The following is a 20,696-nucleotide window of genomic DNA, read 5'->3' as shown; positions in this document are numbered from 1 at the left end:
GCGCAAGTACGGACGGTCGGGCCGTCATGAATTTCCGGTGATCTCGTGCAGAGGGTCTGCACAAGCGCACCCCATTTCCGCTTCAATCGGGTCGCATCAACAAGCTGCATCACGATCGGGCTGCCATGATCACGCGCCGTCACCTCATCCGTTCCTTCGGCGGCCTCTCCGCTCTCGCCGTCTCGACCGCGGCCTACGGCGTCGGCGTCGAGCCGGTGCTGCGGCTTCGCGTCACCCGCTATCATCCAACCCCGCGGCAATGGCCGGCGGACTTCCCGCTGAAGATTGCCGTGATCGCCGACATCCATGCCTGCGATCCCTGGATGCCGCTGGAGCGGATCGAAGCCATCGTCGACCGCACCAATGCGCTCAGCGCGGATATCATCGTGCTGCTCGGCGACTATGTTGCCGGTCTGCACCAGGTCACGCGCATCATTCCGGCGAGCGAATGGGCCAAGGTGCTGGCCGGCCTGAAAGCGCCGCTCGGCGTCCATGCCGTCATGGGCAACCATGACTATTGGGCCGATAGGACCGTGCAGCAGGCCGGCCACGGGCCGACGGTCGCGCATCGCGCGCTGGAGGCGGCCGGCATTCCCGTCTACGAGAACGACGTCGTGCGGCTCGCCAAGGATGGCCGCGCATTCTGGCTCGCCGGCCTTGGCGATCAACTCGCCTTTCTGCCGGCGCGACGCTTCCGGAGCACGGGACGCTTCGGCGCCGACGATCTCGACGCGACGCTTGCCAAGGTCACCGACGACGCGCCGATCATCCTGCTCGCGCATGAGCCCAATATCGCGCCGCGCATGCCCGCCCGCGTCGCGCTGCAACTGTCCGGCCACACCCATGGTGGCCAGGTCCGCCTGCTCGGCTGGTCGCCGGCGGTTCCGCCGCAGCACGGCATCCGGCTCGCCTATGGTCATGTCCGGCTGAAATGCGACGTCATCATCTCCGGCGGCCTCGGTTGCAGCATCATGCCGCTCCGCGTCGGCGTGCCGCCGGAGATCGTCGAGGTGACGCTGGGGCGTGGGCCGGCGGTGGTCTAGCCACGCTTGCGCAGCCGGCCGTTTTTGCGCAAAACGGGCTGGTTACCGAAAAGCGAAGAGGCTCGCGACGTGACAGCTCATCTCGACGGCGAGATCCGCGACGGCCGCCACCATATGCAGGTCCGCGTCTATTACGAGGACACGGATTTCCCTGACTTGCCATTGTCGTAGTAGGCAAACGTGCTGATTTCTCGCGCCTTGCTGCGGTTTTCTGGGAAAAGGTTCTTGCCGTAAAGCGCGGAGCTGTTCAGGTAGGGCGTATATTCGTAGGGCATCCGCTTGCGAACCGGATGCACTACTATGCATTCGATCAAGTTGCGGAAGGCTACGCGAGTTTCGATCGCCTTCGGATTGACCTTGAGCGCGGTGACCAGCCTTCTAACCTCCGAACGGTATCGGTCACCGAATTTCGGGTGATCGAAGCCAATGACATTTTCGCCGCCAGCGCCCAGCAGCCGCAAGCGCACTTCAACGCTTTCCCGCTCCAGGTCGCACTCATCGATGCGCTTGAGCAACTCGTCCGGCTTCCGGCGGCTATTTGCGATGGCATATGACAGGCGTTCCATCTCGGTAGTCAACACGCGGCGTCGACGCTCTAGCTTAGAGTGTTCGCTGCCCTTGTTCCGATCGTTTTTGCGCTCCTCCTTCCAGGCACACATCGCCTCTTCAATGGCTTTCGGCGAAAGCAATTTCAGTTGGATTTTGTCGGAGGCATCCTCGAGCAGAACGTCCATGTCGAAGCTACGGGTGTGCTCGCACGTGCCCCGCTGATGCGCGCTCGCGCATGCCGCGCGCGGTGCACCGTTACGCGAGGATTGAGCGATTCGCATGTGGCCATTGCAGACGCCGCACCGGAGCACACCGGCAAGCGGGTGCTCGTTGTTGCGCGGGATCACGGCGCGACGCTGCGGCTTGCCAGTCGGTCCGAACATAGATACGGCGCGCGCGCTACGAACCTCATGCGCTCGATTCCAGAGCGCTTGCGGCACGATCCGTAGCTCCGGCTTCTTAACTATGATGTGGCGCTCTTCTGGATTGCGGCGCTTCTGTTTCTTCTGGGTCTCCGGGTTGAGAATTGTCGAGCGAACGTTCCAATGTATCTCGCCTATATATAGATCGTTGCCGATAATACCGCGACCATGCCGGCCGCCTGTAATGCACTGGTGATTCCAGGTGGTACGACCAGCCTTGTTCTTGTGACGAGTTGCCCCTGGTGAGGGCACGCCTTCGCGGGTGAGATCAGCGGCGATAGTTCGGGTCGAGCGGCCCGCTGCATATTCGCTGAAGATGCGGAGCACAATCTTTGCTTCGTTGTCATCGATCACGCGTTCGCCCGGCGCGCCCGGCCTCGGCCGATAACCATAGGCGCATGAGCCAGGAATTCTTCCGTTGGCAACAGCGTTGTCATGGCCGCGCCGAACCTTTTCGGCGAGCTGCGGCTTGTAAATCGTGTTGTAGAGACTTGCGATGCTGATGTCAGTGGCGGTCGCATAGACCCCCTTCTGATCCATCAGCTCAACGCCGTTGAACTCGAAAACCTGCTTGAGACGCTGGATGGTTGCGGGATCGCGCGACAAGCGGTCGAAATGCTCAACCACGACTACGTCAAAGTCCCGGTTTCTCACACCGTTGAGTAAACGCTGATAGCCGTCCCGCGCACCTTCGGTAAGACCAGATTTTGCGGCATCGACAAACTCGCCGATGACATCGAGGTCGTTGCGCAATGCGACCTTCCGGCAGAGCAATAGCTGACCATCAATCGAGGTCGCCTTTTGCATGTCGCTGGAATAACGGGCGTATAGTACGGCCGTTTTCTTCGATGACGCTGTCGTCATGTCGGTCCTTTATCGGCTGCCCCGAGCCGTGATTTTCATCCCGTGCGACCTGACGTCCGATAGCGCGCGCCAACTCAAACCAGATTTCCTCATTGTCCGGATTATCCCAGCTCTGAGGATGTGAGGGGGCGAGCGGTCGAATGATCGCTCGTTGTCTTCGGAGAGATCGGGTGCGGGTACGCATTTGCAAACTCGCGAGCAGAAGCTAGCCTAAATTTCTGCGCTGCGCTACAGCCAAGCCGCAGCGATTACTCGCAACGCTTCTCGCATGCTGACTTCGGCAGCGTCGAATGAAAATGAAATTGTTGAAGTGCCGCGGCGCGCGTGAGGGCATTCCTAGCGATGAGGCGCGTAGTCGAGAGCAGATACGCTAAGCAAAGCGGAGTAAAAATACTTGCGGGTGACGGCGACGAAGTCCGTTGCTGCGTGAGCTGTGCCTAGCGGACCCGTTCTCGGCTCATGAGGCTCTCGTACAGATGTGTAGTGGCCGGCGCGGAGCGCCGGCTCGTCCATCAACCGCTGGCGGACGGATTGTCGCGCACAGCCCAGACGCCGTGGTTCGACCCAAGGAACCGTCGCTGGTTGGGGCTTTCTTATTCCGTTGGTTCGATGACCCTTGCGTCGAGCCTCCAAGAGCAAGCACTCGCGTGTGGGTGAGCTCCGCAAGCGCGCGTCGAAAAAGCACTGTCAGAAAAACGCTTACTTCTGACAGAGTCCTCTCGTTCCGGCATCCAAGCAGTTCAAAACTGAACTCGCTTCAGCTCCCGTCCGGCGTCTGGATCCCCGCGGACTTCCTCCCTGTCGGCTGGCGAGACACCGTCGATGATGCCCCGTGGCGCCTCACCAGCGCTGGCGATATACAGCGACCCGCTGGCCTGTGGTGGGAAGAGCACGCGGAGTCTGCCGTCTCGGCCAAGATCGGGTTGGACAGGATACCTTCGCCGTTTTCCACGAGGAATCAGCCAGCCCGCAACGGGAATCGCGGCTCCGTCGAGGCATTAGGATGGCCGCCTCGGTGCGTCGGAGTGGTGTAATTATGTTTTGTCCTATTTTATTGAACGTCTTCGCGTTTATGCGTCCATGTTTTGTGGGAACGGAGACCACGATGCCAAAGCATCAGACCTCGCTTGAAAAGATCGAGCGCAAGAAGGATGACGTTGTCTTCCTAGTGTGTGAGTTCACCAAGCTCGGCGGTGAAGATCAGGCCTTGCGCGCGCTTCGCACCCCTCTGGGCAAGGGCCGTCTTGTACGGCTCGGCCACGCCCCATGGCCGCGCCAGTCCCTCGAGGCTGACGCCGGATGGCTTCACCGGCGCGGCGCGTCAAGCGCTCGACGAGCGTGGCGTGGAAGGGGAACCTACCGAAGCCGAAAGTGCCCTATGATGAGGGCCTTCTCGACTCAGATTCCCGTCAAAGCCGGTCGTCCCTCAAGGCCGCCTCTCGCGTAAAGGTCCTGATCATCATCCATGCAGGCACATACACCAGGTCGTCGCGGGAGGCATAAATCGGCTCAACCCGGGCAATTGGTCCGGCGGGCTTCGGAGGCCTACAGCTGCCGCATTTGCTGATGAAGGCGGCGGCTCATGGCGCTGTCGATGGCTGCCTCGCGCTCCTTGAGATCCTAGCCTTGCAGGGCGCCGTCGTCTGACCTCCCGCGAGATCCAAAGGGCCTCCCGTGAGCGAGGGAATCTGCCCGCGGATCGGGCCGATGAGGAGCCGAAGCGCAGATCGTCGGTTTCGGAGCCGAAGAAGGACAGGCGCGCCGCATCAATACAGCCCAAAATGAGCGCGGAATTCAGCGATCGGGCCCCTCATATTCGGCCCAACAATCTGTCGTCTCGTACACCCTCACGCTCGAGAGTTGCGCAAGGCGCGGTTTCGCGTGCTGCCAGATCCAGATGGCGATATTTTCCGCCGTCGGATTTTCGAGTCCCGGGACTTCGTTCAGGCAATGGTGATCGAGCTTCTTTAGAAGAAGACCGAACGCTTCTTCCATGCTGAAGAAATCCATGACGAACCCGGTGTGCGGATCGACGGGCCCGTTCAGCACGACCTCGACGCGATAGGAATGACCGTGCGTCCGATGACAGCGATGTGTCTGCGGGACAGTTGGAAGTCGGTGCGCTGCCTCGAACTTAAATACCTGGGATATCTTCATCTGATGCCGGGATGTTTGTGACATTGCACGCTGATTCGCCATTTCCGATGAGTCAGGCGTTGCGCGACGGCCTGCCGCATGTGGTCGACGGCGCCAGGACCGTCTGTGGGCCGAAGCAGAAATCGTCCGAGCCCTCTCATCGAACCGCCGGCACACGGCTGCGCCTACACGAATTTTGAGTTCGTGTCCGCGAGCGATGGCCAGTGCGGCGCGATTTGCTGCCGCAAACCCAGTTACCACGCCGGCCGGGACCAGCAGCCTGCCGTTCGTCTCGATCGCGACAAGGAACCCGAGATCATGGAGCGCTTGCACGACATCGTCGCCGAACCTAACACTGGTTCTGGGCACGTTCATTGCGTGTGCCATGCAGACGATGGAGCGTCTACTACAAGATCCGGTAGATGCCAAAGCCAAGTTGAGGCTCTAGGGTCCGGCCGCGTTCCCCCGCCGATCATCATCGAGGAAAAACGCAACGGATGAGAAGTCAACAAAGGGCAGAACGGCACAATATGACTGGCAGAACCTAGGTGGCTACGCACGGACACCTCAATCAGGATCCTCGTTGTTCTACTTAAGAGCCGCAGAAGCCTGCGATTGGCGGGAGGCGTATGCCTAGGGAAAATCGACCAAGGCAAAAATCAGCTTGTGAAACGTCAAACGGGTCCACGCGATCACGACGATCGATCGGCGCAGATAAACTTATGTACCGCTGTGCAAGAGCGGATCGGAAAAGCTTGCGCTGAGTGCGCGATCAGCGAATTTGGAAAATCGCGACACGTTCATGCATGAATGAGCCGGATACGGAATTCGCGCTCGAGAGCGAGCGAAGTTTGATGCCACAGAAGAAACAGCACATCGATCTATCGGACCCGAATCTCTCGAGCCTTATCCTGCGGCTCGCCATTCCATCTGTTGTTGGTTTATCGATCCATGCTTTACAGCAGGTCGTCAATGCGATCTTTGTTGGCGCACTTGGCGCGCAGGCGACCGCAGCTGTGAGCATGACCTTGCCGATCATGGTCCTGCTCGCGGCAGCCGCACAGGGAATCGGTGTTGGAACGGCGTCCTTCATATCTCGTCATCTGGGCGCTCGTGAGTACCTAGAGGCGAGTCGAGGCGCAAGTACAGCTCTCGCGCTCACCGCTCCGGTTGGCATCATAGTTACCGTCGCTCTGCTTCCAAGTCTGCCAGCGATATTCGCAATCCTCGGAGCGACTCCAACCATCATGCCCGTGGCGCTCGACTACGCGGGAACGCTTTTGTTCGGGAACACCCTGATGCTTCTAAACATCGTTAGCGGGTTCATTGTCAGAGCCGAAGGCGATACGCGATTCAGCATGTGGGCGATGCTTACCTCGTTTCTACTGAACGCTGTGCTTGACCCTGTCTTCATATTCTTGTTTGACCTTGGCGTGCGTGGCGCAGCCCTCGCAACGCTGGTATCGCAGATCGCCGCTATTGGACTGTATATTGGGTATTTTGCGAAGCTTGGCGGGACAGTTCTCGTCAGGATATCTCACATATCATTGCGAGCAGATCGCATCAGACAGCTCGCGTTGGTGGGCGCGCCAGCGACAATGACGAGTATCTTATCGGCTCTTGCGGTTATGCTCTTGTACGGAGCTGCCGCACCGTTCGGCGATGATTCCATCGCTGCAGTTGGAATAGCTGTGCGAATCTTGATGGTCGGCGCACTGCCTATCACCGGGTTCTGCATAGGCGCTCAAGCTATCCTGGGTTTCGGTTGGGGCGCACGCGACTATGTTCGTATTCTGAAGGCTGCGAAGTTCATGCTCTTCGTGACGGTCGCATTCTCCATCGCGTATTCTGCGGCCGTTGTTGTCTTTGCAAGGCCTTTGGTGAGTCTATTTAGCGATAACGAGAATGTCACGGAAATAGCCGTCTCGTCCTGCATCGTGTTCCATCTCTTCTTTGGACTGTTTGGGGTTCAGAGTTTCGTGACGGCAATGCTTCAGGCGTTTGGGAGAGCACGCCTCAGTGCAATTGTGGCCCTGGCGAGGCAGGGCTATCTCTTCATACCGGCCGTACTGTTATTCCCGGTGGTTGCGGGTTTCGATGGGCTGTTAGCCAGTCAAGCAATCGCTGAGCTGGGCGCCGGAATGATCGCTCTGTTCGTCATGTTCCATCAGTTCGGTGAGCTCAGACGAGCGCTCCGGCACCGTGGCTCAAGAGCGATCGGGATAGCGGGTTGACCTTAGAATGGATGTCATCGAACCCAGAGCATTGGGCGCAAGCCTCCCGAGAAGCTCGCGGCAAGACGGGCTGCCAGTGGGCACGGATTTTGCGGGCTCGCGGGCGTGCGATCCGCGCGGTCCTTCCTCCAGCCGTGCTCCTCGCACTCGCGGATCGCACCGGCTCGCCTAGCGGACGGATCGGGCAGTTCGGCGAGCGATAGCCGATGTGCTCCCGCTCGCCAGGCGGGGTGGCAAGGGCTCTACGCGCGGCCGAAAGGCTCGGCTTTAGCAGAGTGGGTGGTTTCTGCGCTTATGCAGGTTTGTCTCTTAACCCGCGTCTTTGGAGCTGACTTGAATGCCGCCGCTTTGGGTCGACACTTCGCAGGACGCTCTTGATTTTTCGCCTGCCACGATTTGCTGTTGGGCCGTCGTGGCCGCCTCGGTCAATCTCGCTTTCATCGCATTGGTGATATTTCTGGCGTGACCGCGAGACGCAATCTTGCTGATTGGACTAGTTGTCTCACCCGCGTCTGAAACGCGCAACACGCACCAGGGAGCTCGGTGCTCTGAAGCACAAGCATTCCGACGTTTCATATCCAGGCTCAGGAGCTATCGTGACTGTCTGCACTGGGCAAGTGTTTGAGATGGCCGTAAAGCAATTCGAACTGATCGCGAATTATCCCGAGGATACCAGACGACCTAAGAACCCGCCTGCTGATGCCGAAGGAATCTGTCACGGTATTGTTCAAGGCTTTGGAGATGTCGGTTCGATCACCGCACTCGAGCTACACAATATGCGAGCGAAAGTGATCGGAGTCAGAGATCACACGGGCGCGCTTTATCGACCTCGGCGCTCGATATACCACAGCTGGTCGGACATGCTGCCTCCTAGGTAGCCTGGATGGCCACTCCAGCGAGCTTGCTCTAGACCCAGGCGAGCTGCTGACGATCCCGTGTGACATGCTTGTTCCGGCTGCCCGGAACGGGCATCGACCCCGAAATAGCCAGTAGGAAGGCCATCAGGAGCAGATCTTTCTCATCGCCATATTCTCCGCAACTCGGGCGGTGTCGTGGTCAGCTACTTTGAATGGGGTGCAGGGCTTCCAACGACTATTCTGGGAGGAGGAGGAAGTCACGAGTAGGGAGTATCAACTTTGGATCGTGCTTTCGAGCGCGTCTTGGCGCGAAGCAAACGTGAAAACAATCGCACGGCAGCCATCGCGATAGGTGTCGAGCGCGTTCGTGGAGCAAAAGAAACACGCGGACGGTTTCCCCATTAGTGTGATCTCGCTGCAAGTTCGATAGTCGGGCCGATGACGGACCGGAGTTTTCTGCACCGTAGGCCTAGGTGGGTCACCGCCGAAGTTCACGGCGGCGGCCCTTTCTTTACTAGTGAATGAGTCCGTACGTCTTACGAATGCCCGTCGATCAGAATTGAAGCTTGTTTTCACCCGTCACACTTACAAAGGCAAATCTTTGTGGGGCTTGTTGAAGGTGCCGATTCCAGCCTGGCGCCGCTCCCACGATTCCATCAGCTGCTCGACAGTATCTCACTACTATTCGGCGGCGGACTCCACCGTAAATCCGGGCGGGCCACGCCGGTAATGACTTCCAGCTTCGAAAACGTCTCGGACGGTTCAAGGTACTTCTGCCAGGGAAACGCGTACGGCTTCAGGATGCTCGTCCAGGAAGGCTGGAGTCTGGAGCTTGACTACGGTGGGCCTTTTCAATTGACCTTGTAAGAGGCCTGAAAGAACGTACCCCAGCGCTCTATGCTGAACTTCGAAAACTGAGCCGCAGTGGTTCCCGGATAACAGCCTGTGCATATCGCTTCGCTGTCCTTTTGGGTCCACATTGCCCAATAGCGCCCGCCGACGCCGAGGCTGAGATTATCGGTGATGAAGTAGGACAACACGCCTTCGGCCTGTACACCCCCGCCTCCATTCCCGCGATGATCAATAAAGGTAGTCCTCGGGCGCAACAGATGGTGGTCGCGACCAGCGAAATCGGTCCAAGGCAGGTAAGCGACATCCGTGCTTAAACGCCAACGCTCGGTAAGCATGGTTTCGGCGCTCAGGCCGACGCGAGGTGCATTCCACTGCGTATCCTGGCTGCCAATGATTTGATCAGCCGACGCCGGGCATAGTGTCATGGGGTTGGCAATCTGCATGCATCCCATCGTATCGGAGTTCTGGGCGTAATAGGCCCAGCCGATAAATCCGCCGAGCTTGTAGTTGGCGCCGCGCAAAAAATCGTAACCCGCGTCGACCGTATAATAGGTGAACCTTCCGTTTGCCTGGCCCGATATCGTGTTGCTATAAGAGACCCCGCGAGGGAGGCTCCAATCTTCATCGTTCATCTTTCCTTTATCGAAGCGCCCGATGCCGACGTTGCTCTTCAGGAACACTCCCCACGGGCTGTCAAGACGGCCAAATAATTCGCCGGAAAGTCCGTCGAGGCCGTGGTAGGTGAGCCTTGATACAAGAATGTTAGGATCTCCAGTAGGGATCCCATGGGGAACAGCGCTGGCGTCCCATTGGAATCGTCCCCGGCTGAGCCAGAGCCGCGATCCGCCTTCGAACGACCAACCGGCCGTGTAAGCAATCGGCGGCGCGCCGGCAGGTGCTTTCGCATACAGCGGCGCATCGGCCCATTGCGCCGCCCATGGGTCGGCGCCAAAATGGTAGTTCAACCCGATCTTTCCGATGTGATAGCTGCTGGACAGGCTCGTTGTGTTCGCCGGAAGAATTGCGAACGGCGGAAGCTGCACCGTCGTAGGCGTTGCGACGCTTGGCCCACCGAAATGCAGATAGTCATACTCTACGTTGACCGACCATGCAGGCGTAAGCGCTTGTTCGACGCCCAGCCCGATGACGCCACCGACCTGACCATAGTCGAAATGAGTTTTCTTCTGCAGCCCGAGGTCATTGAATTCGTAGTTATTGAGGACGTTGCCCTGATTGTATTGCCAAGCCACGCCTCCCTTGAGATAGGCCAGCGTATGGCCGAGAGCGTCCAACACGTAACCGACGCGACCGGTCCCGGTGGTAAAGAGGTTTGGACCAGCCGTGCAGTTTGCGCTCACAACAAAGCCGGAGGCGGCCAGACAAGTATTTGTGCCATCGGAGACAGCGCCGCTGGCATCTAGTTCGACGCCAAAGACCCAGCCGTTCTTCTGCCAATTGTAGCCGATCTGGCCTCCTGCGAGGAACACTGGGGTATCGACGACGCCGCCATAGATTGACGGACCGTAGGGATTACCGAAGGAGGTTCGGCCGTACCCACCGCCGACGTGCCCGCCAATATAGCCTCCGGACCAGCTCCACACCGCTGGTGGCAGTTTCACTTCTGGCTCAAGGTCCGCCGCATTGGCTGCACCGGTTGCGATGAGCGCAATTGTTGTGGCTCCCGAAAGAAAAACTCCAGATCGCACCAATACTTCCTTCCCTGCATTTTCTCGGTCGACAACCGAGCGCCCTTAAGTTATCGCCGCAGCAAAACGTCGGGGCGGACCAGACGCTAACGGCGATGCGCCGAGCCCGTCCCGAAGACCATCGCACTGCGTGGTGATGATGATGACTGAGTAAAGCAAACCTCGTGCCGAAGAGAGTTCGAAGCTCTGCAGGCACTCCGTGAGGTGTGTAGCGTCAAGTTGCTGACATTTGTCTCAAGACTGACAGTCTGCGCTGCTATCGTCCGACAGGGCGTCGCGCTTCGAACAGTTGTCCCATCGCCCGTCAATACGCCGGTGTAGGGCATGCAACTCCGCATCGTTCAGCGCGGTGATCGAGGAAGCGCCGCTTGGTGTCGTCGGCCGGGGCGATCGCCGCTGCAACCGCGGCCGGCAAGAGAGCTAAAGAACGGCGGCATCAGTTGCGTGATGCTCTCCGCCGACACCATCCAACCGCGCGCCGACTGGTGCTGATCGCCAGCGACGATCTCATTGCCGCCCCCTCAATCGCAATGGCCTCAAGACCGGCAACGGCAATCGCGTACCCCGAGCGCGTCACATCAATGCGCTCGAACTACCATATCCCGGTGTTTAAGCCTGCCGATGGCGGAGTAGTGTGGTCGCCGCCGGGCCGTGTCCCCGTTGGTCTGCTTCACCGGGATCGAGATTGGACCCGTGGCGCCAGCAACGCGCCTGTCGCGATCCGCCCAGTTCCTCGACCTGGTCGAACACCATCTTGATCCTGGACACGCCGATCCGTCTTTCTCATAACGGCCGCCGGGCTTCATGAAGCCGACGGGCGCTGCCATATGCGCGTTTCGCGGGATCGTGAGCACGGATTTCAGCGCATCGTGAGCAACGATTTCAGAGGATCGTGAGCAGCGATTTCAGGCGATCGTGAGCAACGTTTGGCGGTGCCGGACGCTTCGACCGACAACTCAACCGGGCTACGGATTTCTCATTCAACCAATGAGGAAGCCTGATGCCTACCGAGAGATTGTCGATGCGCCGGATCCGAGAAGTTCTACGTTTGAGGCACCAGGGCCTGACCGAGCGCGTCATCGCGCGGACGTTGGGAGTGAGCAATGGGGTCGTACACGGTTATGTGCGTCGCGCCCGCCTTGCGGGGCTGACCTGGCCGCTGCCGGAGGGCCTGGACGACGAGAACCTTGAACTGCTGCTGTTTCCGGCGCCGACGGCAGCCTCGCAAAGCGACCGGCGCCCGACACCGGATTGGGCTTATGTCGAGAAGGAGCTGCGCCGCCGCAGCGTGACGCGCCTGCTGTTGTGGGAAGAGTATCGCGCCGCCAATCCGGACGGCTTTGGCTATACCTGGTTTTGCACGACGTTCGAGGCCTGGAAGCAGCGGGCCCGGCCAAGCATGCGTCAGACCCACGCCGGTGGGGAGAAGGTATTCGTCGATTTCGCCGGCGACACCATCGATATCTTCGATCCCATCACCGGCGAAGTGCGCGCCATGAAGCTGTTCGTCGCGGCGATGGGGGCCTCGAACTACACCTACGCCGAGGCCTGCCCAAGCGAGAGCCTGTCCGACTGGATCGGCGTGCATGCCAGCCTGTTCAGGTATCTCGGCGGCGTGCCGAAGTTCGTGGTCTGCGATAATCTCAAGGCCGCCGTGACCAACCCCGATCGCTACGATCCCGGGATCAACCGCACCTATGCTGAGATGGCCGGCCATTACGGCACCGCGATCCTGGCGGCCCGGCCGAGGCGACCAAAGGACAAGGCCAAGGTTGAGGTCGCAGTCCAGATCGCCCAGCGCTGGATCCTGGCCCGCCTGCGCAACCAGCGCTTCTTTTCCCTGGCGGAGCTCAATACCGCCATCCGCGGGCTCGTCGTCGAACTCAACGCCCGCCAGATGCGCGGCTTCGGCTCCAGCCGGACCGAACTGTTCGCCGAGATTGATCGCCCCAGGTTGAGAGAACTGCCGGACCAGCCCTACGTCTTTGCGCGCTGGAAGCGTTGCCGTGTCGCCCCAGATTATCACGTCGAGATCGACGGCCATTGGTATTCCACCCCTTACCGCCTGATCCGTGAACTCGTCGATGTCCGTATCGCCGACAAGACCGTCGAGGTCTTCCACAAGGGACAGAGGATCGCCAGCCACGCCCGTGCGCCCAACCGGCGCGGCCACACCACGATTGCCGATCATATGCCCAGCGCCCACCGCCGCTACGGCAAATGGACAACGGGAGGGCTGATCGCCGCCGGCGAGAAGATCGGTCCATCGACGGCGGCGTTCTTCCAGGTCGTCATCGAAGCCCGGCCGCACCCCGAGCAAGGCTTTCGCACCTGCCTCGGTATTCTGTCGCTGGCCAGGAGCTACGACCATGCGCGCGTCGATGCCGCCTGCCGACGCGGCATCCTGATCAAGGCTCGCTCCGTCGCCTCGATCCGTTCGATCCTCAAGAGCGGCCTCGATCGCGCTTTCCTCGACGAGACGTCCGACCACCAGCCCCTGCGCCACGGCAACATCCGCGGTCAGGGCTATTTCCACTGAACCAGGGAGACTCCAATGCTGACACACCCCACCCATGAACGGCTGATCACGCTTGGCTTGACCGGAATGGCCAAAGCCTTCGAGGAGCAGCGACGATCACCGGACCTCGACGCCCTGCCGTTCGAGGAGCGCATCGGGCTTCTCGTCGATCGCGAAGCCGCCGAGCGCGACACCAAACGTCTCACGACCCGTCTCAAGTTCGCCGCGCTACGCCAGAGCGCATGCGTGGAAGACGTCGATTTGCGCACGCCACGCGGCATCGACCGCAGCGTCTTCGCCAGACTCGTCGGCGGCGACTGGATCGACCGCAACGAGAACCTGCTCATCACAGGGGCAACCGGGCTCGGCAAAAGCTGGATTGCCTGCGCCCTCGGCCACAAGGCCTGCCGCGACACTCGTTCGGTCCAGTATCACCGCGTCCCGCGCCTGTTCGAGGCGCTCGCCCTGGCTCGCGGCGACGGCCGATATGGCCGGCTGCTCAAAACCATCGGCCGCGTTCAACTTCTGATCCTCGATGATTGGGGCCTGTCAGTTCTAAATCCGCCCGAACGGCGCGACCTTCTGGAGATCCTCGATGATCGCCACGGTCGCGCCTCCACCATCGTCACCAGTCAGGTCCCTGTTGAACATTGGCACGACGTTATCGGCGACCCAACCCTCGGCGACGCCATCCTGGATCGCCTCGTTCACAACGCTCACCGTCTGCAACTCTCCGGAGAAAGCATGCGAAAGCAGAACGCCCGCAATCAAACTCTTGACGCCAACTCAAACCCCTGAACCAATCACCCATGTCGGTCAAAGCCGCTGCTCACCATCGCGCGAAACAGCTGCTCACGATCGCCTGAAATCGCCGCTCACCATCAGCGAAATGCGCAGCCATAACCAACTCGCCCCGGAGCGCCTTCTCACAGCGTGCCGAGAGCGAGCGCTGGCGCAACAGATCCGGTTCGTACTCGTTGAGGCTGCCCCTTACCCGGAGCAGCAGGCGGTCGTTGCCAGGCCTCAGCGCTTAAATGGTCTCCTGATCGACCAGAGCCGGTATCGGCCACGCGGCACATCTCGATGAGTTGCTGCCAATCCCGACTGTTGCGAGCGAAGCGCGAGACCTCGCCGGCGCAAACCGCACCAACCCTACCAAGGCAAACCTCCGCTACCATTCGTTCGAAGCCGGCGTGTGTAAGCCGCCGGCGGCTGAACGACCGAGATCATCATCGATCACTTCGATCTCTGAATAAGCTGGGTGATGACGGACTGAGATAGGCGGCGTATCAGGCGGATGTCGAGCCTGCCAGAAGCTCTCAAGGAGAGCGATACGCCATGAACGGGACCAGTACCCACTTTTCTTAGTCGCGAGTCGTGCTTCAGGAATATGGATGATCCTTGAAGCAAGAGAACTCCACCTTTTCGAGGAAAGATCGCAATGCGCTTGAGGCGTGTTGTCGCTCGCCATTTGGCGCCATCGCTATGCTGACTATGGCTTGAAGGGCTGCAAGACGAGCCGCGGTCTGGCAAGCAGCCGATTTACACGAGGACGGCCGAGGAGCGGATTCTGAAGCTGCTAGATGAGCTGCCCGTGCAAGGGTTTGCGCACTGGACAAGGCCCTCTGCCGGCCGAGGCGGCGGGCGACGTTGACGTCCAATATGTCGGGCGGTTCTTGCGGAGCCACAGTAGACCTCGCGGCTCGCAAGTCCTGGTGTGAGAGCACCGACGCGAACTTCACGGCCGCGCTCGTGCGCCCACTAGTTGATTGTTCGCGTTGAAGGTCTTACTGCACTTCTCTGCAGCGCCATGCCGCCCGCGACTTTCTGTTCGGCCCCCAATCGGAATGTCGGCCGAGCGTGCAAAGGAGCGCAAGCAAGCCGACAAGCTGGCTTGCGAGGCGTGGAAGGGACCGACCCCGCCGTCACCTACGATTAGCGACGCGATCAATGTCGGTTATTCTTACTTGGAAGTTCGGTGCCTGGGGTGCGACACCAATCAGACCGTGGCGCTCGACATCATCAGGCGTGTGAGGACCACGCCGGTGCATGAGCTAGATGTGGTCTTTCAGGAGGTTGTCCATCTGGTCCGAACCCAGGAAGCTGAAGTTGCGAAGCTTCAGCGTTCCACGGAATGCCCAGATGAGCAGCCACAAGAATGCTCCCCTGACGCCGAAAGGTCGAGAGGCCATGGTGCGGTGTGTGGAAACGGCACTGAGCAATGCACGCCGCCGCGCGCCAGTTCAACACCACGCCGAAGATGGTGGCCAAATGGGTCGAACGGCCGCACAACTGCGCAACGTTCTGGCCGCGCTTGCATCGATGTCAGCGCGCCGCAGCTTGGCCCTCAGCAGATGCCGGCTCCAGAACACCAGCACATATATCCAGCAGCGTAGCCTTTGAAGAAGCCTCCCTCCTTATGCCCGTGTACAGGTAGGTGGCGTCGAGCTCGAGGATGATCTGCGGCGGGATCACTTGGAACGACTCCAGGAACGGCTTCAGGGGCGTCACCACTGCACGACGCTCTGTCGTTTGTCAGGGCATTCCTTCCACCACCAAATTCTTGTCGCAAAAGAACGCCTCGCCGATTCGCGTCCCGATGCTCCTCAATAATGTGAAAAATGCACGCTGCGCTCAGGAGAGGCCCTTGCGGCACCCGCTGAGCTGTGCGTCATAAACGGAACGCTGCCATTGTAGCTCAGCGCTCGCTTGCGGGCAGCAGACCGATCAGCGCTTTAGCCTCGGACTTCAGAACTAGAATCGCAGCCTTCCGAGCATCTGTATCAAAGCGCCTCCGAATGGCGGACACCGAGAGAGCGCCGCGCAATTGGCCATGAACGTCGATCACAGGCACAGCTGCAGCCGCGACCTCAGGATCCCGCTCGCCGATCGAGACGTAGAAGCCACGATCTCTGACCTTCTTTCCATCGGTTGATGCAGAATCGCGGTAGGCGGTAAGAACACGGCCGGCAGCGCCGCGGTCAATCGGCAATCGGTGACCCTCTTCGAGGTGATGCCGGACCGAACGCGGAGAATTGACGCGATAAAGGCAGATGCGCTCGTCGCCCTCCGCGATGTAGAAGGATGCGGTCTCTCCGGTAGCCTCGACCAGACGATGGAGCGAGGGTCTGATCAGGTCACCAAGGTCGAGCCCGCGCTGATAGAGCGCCCCAAGGCGCCATAGCTCCGGTCCGGGTCGAAATAGCCGGTTCGTACCCCGCACCAGGAACCCACCCGCCTCCAGAGATGCGGCAAGGCGAAGGACTGTGCTCTTGTAGAGGTCAGTCGCATCCGCAATCTGCGTCAGCGTCATCGCGGCGCGCTCCGGGTCGAACGCCTTAAGGATTGCCAGTGCCCGCGTGACCGCATCAACGCCTGTTCTTACCATCAATACCTCTGGTTCTGCTGTGCAGAACCAATAGTCAAACTGACGCCAGGAGTCCACCAAGCTAGCGCGAGCACAATCCCCCACGTCAGAATACGATTGACTCCTCGTGAGAACGCGAGCTACTCGGTTCCAGGTTTCAGAACAAGTTCTATGGAGCGAAACAATGGGGCGGCCGGGACTTGCCGTGGACTTGCACGACGTCATGATTCGCTTCGGCGACTTCACGGCAGTCAAAAGCATGAACCTCCAGGTGGACGAGACGGAATTCGTTGCAGTGGTGGGTCCGACCGGCTGCGGAAAATCGACCATTCTCAACACTGTCACCGGACTGCTGAAGCCCGCCGCCGGCGACGTTCGCATTTTCGGCAAGTCTCTTACGGGCCTGAACGGTCAGTCCGGCTACATGCTTCAACAGGAAGGGCTGCTGCCCTGGAAGACCGCCCAGGACAATGTCGGCCTCGGGCTCGTCTTTCAGGGCAGGTCGGTCGCGAAAGCGCGCGAGCAGGCACGGCCCTGGCTCGCCAAGGTTGGATTGAAGGGATTCGAGGAGCGCTATCTGCATCAATTGTCCGGCGGCCAACGCAAGCGCGTTGCGATGGCACAAACCCTGATCATGGAGCCCAAAATCGTTCTCATGGATGAGCCGTTCTCCGCGCTGGACGTTCACACACGCCGACTCATGCACCGCATCCTGCTCGACCTCTGGCAGGCGGACCGGCGCTCGCTCATCTTCATCACCCATGATCTCGATGAGGCGATCACGCTGGCGGACCGCGTCGTTGTGATGTCTGCCGGTCCCGCCAGCCGCATGGTTGCCGACGTCAGGATCACGCTCCCTCGTCCGCGCGATGTTTCTGCGCTGCAGACCACCGACGAATTCGTCGCGCTCTATCGTGAAATTTGGTCGCTGCTCGGCGCCGAAGTGGAGAAAAGCTATGTCACGCAGGGGTAGGGTCGCTCTCACGCAGTTCGCCATCCTGCTTGGCATGATCCTGATCTGGGAATTGGGCGTCTGGGCCGGACTGATCGATCCCTTCTTCTTTCCGGCACCGTCGACACTTGTCGTAAGGATCGGGGAGTGGATGTCGACGGCGGACTTTTGGGGCGATATTGGCATAACATTGCTGGAGACGGTCCTGTCGTTCCTGGCTGGCATCGGGATCGGCACAGCACTTGGCATCTGGCTGGGCTTAAGCCCATTTGCTGCCGAAGTCGTTCAGCCCTTTATCAAGATGTTCAATGCAATCCCGCGGATCTTGCTTGGACCCATTTTCGTCATCTGGTTCGGATTGGGCCTCACGTCCAAGGTTGCGCTCGGCGTCACGCTGGTTCTATTCGTCGCATTCTTCAATACGTTCCAGGGCGTCCGCGAGGTCAATCCGGTCGTGCTGGCGAATGCCCGCCTGCTGCGTGCATCGAAGTCGTCCCTGCTACGGCATGTCTACCTGCCGTCCGCCACGACCTGGATTTTGTCGAGCCTGCGGGTGTCCGTCGGCATGGCTGTGATGGGAGCCGTGGTCGCGGAATATCTCGGCTCGTCCGCAGGATTGGGGCACTTAATTGCGCAGGCCGAAGGCGTCCTCGATGCGACCGGAGTGTTCGCAGGAATTATCGTTCTCTCCGCCTTCGTCGTTGTCCTCGATGCCATTGTCGACTGCGCGGAAAAGCGGCTCCTGGTCTGGCGGCCGGCGCCAGCGCACGAAAGCTGATCGTACGCTCTCCCCTCAATTATGGAGGTTCGCATGCACGTTTCCATAAGATTGATGCCGGTGGTGGCGCTGGCCGCATTCTCGGTCATTTTGGCGCATGCCACCGAGCCCGAGAAAACAAAATTGAAGATCGCGGTGGGGTCACAAATCCTCAACTATATGCCTGTCGAACTTGGAGTGAAGCTTGGCTCCTTTAAGGAAGAAGGCCTTGACGTTACCGTCGAGAACTTCCAGGCCGGTGGCTCAAAGGCTCTGCAGGCCCTGATCGGCGGCTCTGTCGACGGGACTATCGGCTTTTACGATCATACCATTCAGATGCAGGTGCTGGGTAAGCAAATTTCCTGCGTGTTCCTGCTGAATGACATTCCGGGCGTCCTGCTCGGTGTCCGCAGCGACCTCGCCGACAAGGTCAGATCCGGCGCCGACCTGAAGGGGCTCAGGCTCGGGATCACGGCGCCGGGGTCATCGACGGAGAGTATGGCGCGCTACTACATCAAGAAGTCAGGATTGGGTTCACGCGATGTCAACATCATTGCCGTCGGCAGCGGCGCACCGGGCATGGTGGCGCTTGAGGCCATGAACGTCGATGCCCTGGTCTATTTCGATCCCATCGCGACGCTTCTCGCGCGCAAAAAGAACGCGACAGCGCTGTTCGATGCGCGCACGATCGAAGGCTCAAAGCAGGCCTTCGGCGGGTCCTATCCGACCGCGTGTCTCTACCTTCAGCAGACTTTCATCGACAAAAATCCCGAAACGGTCCAGCGCCTGGTCAACGCCTTGCTCAAAACTCACCGCTGGATCAACGCAACGCCGACGGAGCAGCTCGTCGATACGATTCCTCCTGGTTACAAGACTGACAATCGCGAGGTGAATATCGAAATCATGAACGCATCGAAAGCGCTCTTCTCGCCAACCGGACAGATGGACATCGAGGCGGCCAAGGTCCCGCTGGCCGTCCTGAGCGACTTTGATCCAAAAATTGCTGCCGCAAAGATCGACTTGAACAAAACCTTCACCAATCGTTTTGCGGAACGCGCCGCACAACAACTGAAATAGCTGCCAGCCGGCCAAGCTCTCACCATCGGATCACCTAAAGGAAGGCGTCTTCAGATGTCTCTGCCGCTCACCGGCATCCGCGTCCTGGACCTGTCGAACGTGTTGGCCGGTCCGTTCTGCGGTTATCATCTCGCGCGTCTTGGCGCGGAGGTCATCAAAGTCGAAAATCCGAACGGCGGCGACCTCGCGCGGCGCCTCGGCGCCGATCCGCAAAGGGCAGAGCGCTTGCAGGGCCTCTCTTTTGTCGCGGTGAACGCCGGCAAGCAATCCGTGGCGCTGGACTTGAAGTCGGAATCGGGCCGCGAGGTATTCTTGCGACTCGTCAAGGAAGCCGATGTGGTGCTCGAAAGCTTCCGGCCGAAGGTGATGGAACGGCTTAGCCTAGGCTTTAATGTGCTCAGCAGGCACAACCCGCGTCTCGTCTACTGCGCGATCTCCGGCTTTGGGCAGAGCGGGCCATGGTCCGCCCGTCCGGCCTATGACCAGATCGTTCAGGGTCTGTCTGGTGCCATGAGCGTCACTGGCGATACGGCCTCGGCTCCCCTGCGCACCGGCTTTCCAATCTCCGACACGATTGCGGGACTCACTGCTGCCTTTGCCATCGCCGCGGCTCTGGTCGAACAGCGGCATAGCGGCCGCGGTCGGTTCATTGACGTGTCCCTGCTCGAAGCCACCGTTGCAGCGATGGGATGGGTCGTCTCCAACCACCTGAACGCTGGTGTGGAACCGCAGCCCATCGGCAACGAGAACTTCACCGCGGCTCCCTCCGGCACGTTCCGCACCGCAACAGGCCCGCTGAACATTTCCGCCAACGAGCAGAAGCAGTACCAAGCCCTATGCGACCTGATTGGCCGACCGAACCTGAAGACGGATCCACGCTTTGCTGAGCGCGAGATGCGCAAGGTCCATCGCGCAGCGCTGAACGAGGAGTTGAACCAGGCGTTGAGTTGCAAGCCCGCTGAAGAATGGGAGGCCCAAATGAATCTGGCTGGAGTCCCCGCAGGCTGCGTGCTGACGGTCTCCCAAATCTTGCAGCAGCCACAGCTTCTCGAGCGCGGATTCGTCGAGACTTTGGCCCCAGAACAAGATGGTGCGCAGCCGTTACGAATCATGCGGCCGGGCTTCCGGCTGGATGAGGAGTTTTCGGTGCCTTCACCACCTGCGACGCTCGGAGCAGACACCGAGCGATGGCTGCAGCGGCTCGGCTATTCGTATGCGGAGGTCGAGCAGCTGGTCTCAACCCGGGCCGTCGGGACGCCAAAGCAACGGGCGGCTGATTTCCTGCCCGTCCGCGTAGCCGCGGACGGACCAATATCATGATATTCGACGGCTTGCGGCGATCGGCAATGGCAGGGTTGAAGG

14 protein-coding genes and 3 pseudogenes are annotated in these 20,696 nt (G+C 59.9%); 12 read left to right on the top strand and 5 right to left on the bottom strand.

Features of this window, described 5'->3' with window-relative positions:
- Positions 1–125 precede the first annotated feature (125 nt).
- Positions 126–1,043 (top strand): metallophosphoesterase, encoded by a 918-nt coding sequence (locus tag IVB54_RS34335; RefSeq protein WP_018454588.1) that lies wholly within the window; start codon positions 126–128, stop codon positions 1,041–1,043.
- A gap of 69 nt (positions 1,044–1,112) precedes the next feature.
- Positions 1,113–1,193: pseudogene (locus IVB54_RS34330) on the top strand (acyl-CoA thioester hydrolase); the annotation flags it as partial.
- Here the strand turns inward: IVB54_RS34330 and IVB54_RS34325 are convergent.
- Positions 1,175–2,878: a recombinase family protein gene (locus IVB54_RS34325; RefSeq protein WP_247364093.1), complete on the bottom strand. Its 1,704-nt coding sequence runs from the start codon at positions 2,876–2,878 to the stop codon at positions 1,175–1,177. The pseudogene IVB54_RS34330 and the gene IVB54_RS34325 sit on opposite strands and share 19 nt — an antisense overlap.
- 1,794 nt (positions 2,879–4,672) lie before the next feature.
- On the bottom strand, positions 4,673–5,035 hold the full coding sequence (queD, locus tag IVB54_RS34320) for a 6-carboxytetrahydropterin synthase QueD (protein ID WP_018454585.1): 363 nt from the start codon (positions 5,033–5,035) through the stop codon (positions 4,673–4,675).
- A 785-nt stretch (positions 5,036–5,820) separates the two neighbouring features.
- Here queD and IVB54_RS34315 point away from each other — a divergent pair.
- Positions 5,821–7,248, top strand: a complete 1,428-nt coding sequence (locus tag IVB54_RS34315; protein ID WP_247367116.1) for an MATE family efflux transporter — start codon at positions 5,821–5,823, stop codon at positions 7,246–7,248.
- Positions 7,249–7,874: 626 nt separating this feature from the next.
- Positions 7,875–8,126 carry a hypothetical protein gene (locus IVB54_RS34310; protein WP_245288394.1) on the top strand — a complete coding sequence of 84 codons (252 nt, stop codon included), beginning with the start codon at positions 7,875–7,877 and terminating at the stop codon, positions 8,124–8,126.
- Positions 8,127–8,956: 830 nt separating this feature from the next.
- Here the strand turns inward: IVB54_RS34310 and IVB54_RS34305 are convergent.
- Entirely contained in the window at positions 8,957–10,663 is a 1,707-nt protein-coding gene (locus IVB54_RS34305) for an outer membrane beta-barrel protein (protein WP_083926374.1), read from the bottom strand.
- Positions 10,664–11,663: 1,000 nt separating this feature from the next.
- Here IVB54_RS34305 and istA point away from each other — a divergent pair.
- From istA to IVB54_RS34285, 4 genes and pseudogenes are all read left to right on the top strand, one after another.
- The gene (istA, locus tag IVB54_RS34300) at positions 11,664–13,202 is read left to right on the top strand and encodes an IS21 family transposase (RefSeq protein ID WP_247361339.1); all 1,539 of its coding nucleotides are present in this window, start codon (positions 11,664–11,666) and stop codon (positions 13,200–13,202) included.
- Between the two features lie 15 nt (positions 13,203–13,217).
- A complete protein-coding gene (gene istB / locus IVB54_RS34295; RefSeq protein WP_247356441.1) occupies positions 13,218–13,979 on the top strand; it encodes an IS21-like element helper ATPase IstB in 762 nt (253 codons plus the stop codon).
- A 596-nt stretch (positions 13,980–14,575) separates the two neighbouring features.
- Positions 14,576–14,927: pseudogene (locus IVB54_RS34290) on the top strand (helix-turn-helix domain-containing protein); the annotation flags it as partial.
- A 54-nt stretch (positions 14,928–14,981) separates the two neighbouring features.
- Positions 14,982–15,241 (top strand): annotated as a pseudogene (locus IVB54_RS34285) (hypothetical protein); the annotation flags it as partial.
- A gap of 265 nt (positions 15,242–15,506) precedes the next feature.
- On the opposite strand, the gene IVB54_RS34280 reads toward IVB54_RS34285, so the two are convergent.
- Both IVB54_RS34280 and IVB54_RS34275 read right to left on the bottom strand, forming a co-directional pair.
- On the bottom strand, positions 15,507–15,695 hold the full coding sequence (locus IVB54_RS34280) for a hypothetical protein (protein WP_018454579.1): 189 nt from the start codon (positions 15,693–15,695) through the stop codon (positions 15,507–15,509).
- 184 nt (positions 15,696–15,879) lie between these two features.
- Positions 15,880–16,569: an IclR family transcriptional regulator gene (locus IVB54_RS34275; protein ID WP_256465332.1), complete on the bottom strand. Its 690-nt coding sequence runs from the start codon at positions 16,567–16,569 to the stop codon at positions 15,880–15,882.
- Positions 16,570–16,732: 163 nt separating this feature from the next.
- Between IVB54_RS34275 and IVB54_RS34270 the strand changes: the two genes are divergently transcribed.
- Genes IVB54_RS34270 through IVB54_RS34255 form a run of 4 tightly spaced genes read left to right on the top strand, consistent with a single transcriptional unit; the run spans position 16,733 to position 20,654 of the window.
- Entirely contained in the window at positions 16,733–17,521 is a 789-nt protein-coding gene (locus tag IVB54_RS34270; RefSeq protein WP_247364085.1) for an ABC transporter ATP-binding protein, read from the top strand.
- Positions 17,505–18,278: an ABC transporter permease gene (locus IVB54_RS34265; RefSeq protein WP_247283999.1), complete on the top strand. Its 774-nt coding sequence runs from the start codon at positions 17,505–17,507 to the stop codon at positions 18,276–18,278. The genes IVB54_RS34270 and IVB54_RS34265 overlap by 17 nt, the downstream gene beginning before the upstream one ends.
- A gap of 33 nt (positions 18,279–18,311) precedes the next feature.
- Positions 18,312–19,334, top strand: coding sequence for an ABC transporter substrate-binding protein (locus IVB54_RS34260; RefSeq protein WP_247284001.1), 1,023 nt, complete (start codon positions 18,312–18,314; stop codon positions 19,332–19,334).
- 54 nt (positions 19,335–19,388) lie between these two features.
- The gene (locus tag IVB54_RS34255; protein ID WP_247776941.1) at positions 19,389–20,654 is read left to right on the top strand and encodes a CoA transferase; all 1,266 of its coding nucleotides are present in this window, start codon (positions 19,389–19,391) and stop codon (positions 20,652–20,654) included.
- Positions 20,655–20,696: the final 42 nt, after the last annotated feature.

The sequence above is a fragment of the Bradyrhizobium sp. CW1 genome (assembly GCF_023100665.1).
In the GTDB taxonomy this organism is placed as follows: Bacteria; Pseudomonadota; Alphaproteobacteria; order Rhizobiales; family Xanthobacteraceae; genus Bradyrhizobium; species Bradyrhizobium canariense_D.
The sequence above is the reverse complement of the archived record's forward strand: the minus strand, read 5'-3'. Positions and strand labels throughout refer to the sequence as shown.